The following is a 1,391-nucleotide window of genomic DNA, read 5'->3' as shown; positions in this document are numbered from 1 at the left end:
CGCCGGGTGCGGGGAAGCGCCGCAGCCGCGCGGCCGCGGAGGCCCAGGCCGAGGCCCGACGCCGCGTGCGGGCGCGCCGCTGGCTGGTCGTGCGCATCGTGCTGGGCGTGCTGGCCGCCGTCCTGCTGGCGGTGGCCGTGGCGTTCTCGTGCTTTCGCTGGCTTGGTGGCAACGACGCCGAGGACATCCAGGGCGTCTGGTTCGTCAACGGCACCGACGCGTCCATCACCGTCACCCCCAACTCCATCGTGCTCACCGACGAGGTGTCCTATCGCTACGAGCTTGACCCGGAGGACAAGACCATCGCCTTCAGCTTCTCCAAGCTCACGGGCAACGGGCACTATCGCTTCTCGCTCGACCGTCAGTTGGTGGCCATCATCGACGGCGATTTCACCTGGGGCGACACCCTGGCAGCCGATTTCGGCTGGACGGTGGAGGCGCTGCTGGCGTCGGCTCGCGGCGAGTCGCTGCCGCCGGCCTCGGGCAAGAACGTGACGCTGCTCAGCCGCACGTCCGCCTCAGCGCGCGCCGCCCAGGACGCTGCTCGCCAGTCGGCTGCCCCAGACGCTGCTGCGCAAGCGGCCTCTGAGGATGGCGGCGTCCTGGGCGCCAAGGTGGAAGACGCGGGAAGCGCCGACGGGGCCGGGTCTGGAACGGGCGCCGGCGCCGACGGGGCGTCTGCTGCAGGAGGCGCGGGCGCCGAGGGGGCGACGCCCGATGGCGGCGCGGGCGCGACCACGGAGGGCGGTGGCTCCGACGGGGCTGCCGGCGCTTCAGGCTCGGCGGCTGACGACGATGCGCCCGTCTACGATCCGGACAAGCCCCTTGAGCCCGGCGGCAACGCCGTAGACGCCGCCACCACCTCCTCGTGATCTCCGGTTCGCCGATGCGCATCTGTCCGACGAGCGCCCGCTTGGGGGACGCCCGGGACATCGCTTGCCCGGCGAGTCCCCAGGGGAAAGGCACCCGAGCGGAAGTCCGCGCGGATGTTTCACGTGAAACATCCGCGGGCGTCCCCGCGTCCCCGCGCCCGGGCAGCTCCGCCGGCCCGGCTGCTGCTGTCCCTGCGCCCCTGCTCCCGGACAGCCCCGCCGGCCCTGCCGCGGCTGCCCCCGCCGCGGCCCCCCGCGGCTCTTCTGCCGCCACCGTCCTTATCGCTGCCCCCATATCCGGCTCCTCTGCGCTTCCCGCGCTCGCCGATACCTCCGCCCCCGCCTCCGCCGCGCACGCCGCCTCGCCATCGCGGGCCTTCCCGCTGGGGGGCTCCGCGGATGTTTCACGTGAAACATCCGCGGGCGTCCCCGCGTCCCCGCGCCCGAGCGCCGCCGCCGGGATCGCCGCCCCCGCCCCCGCCGCCGGATCGGACGCCGACCCCGCTCCCCCCACCGTCG

1 protein-coding gene is annotated in these 1,391 nt (G+C 74.6%); it reads left to right on the top strand.

Annotation, left to right across the window (positions count from 1 at the left end; all coding sequences use genetic code 11):
* Positions 1-872: hypothetical protein (locus D1643_RS10990; protein WP_201751109.1), on the top strand; the 872-nt coding region annotated here is incomplete at its 5' end.
* Between the last annotated feature and the right edge of the window lie 519 nt (positions 873-1,391).

Source organism: Enterorhabdus sp. P55 (genome assembly GCF_009911695.1).
GTDB lineage: Bacteria > Actinomycetota > Coriobacteriia > Coriobacteriales > Eggerthellaceae > Enterorhabdus.
Note: the sequence above shows the minus strand (reverse complement) of the source record. Positions and strands in the feature narration are given on the sequence as shown.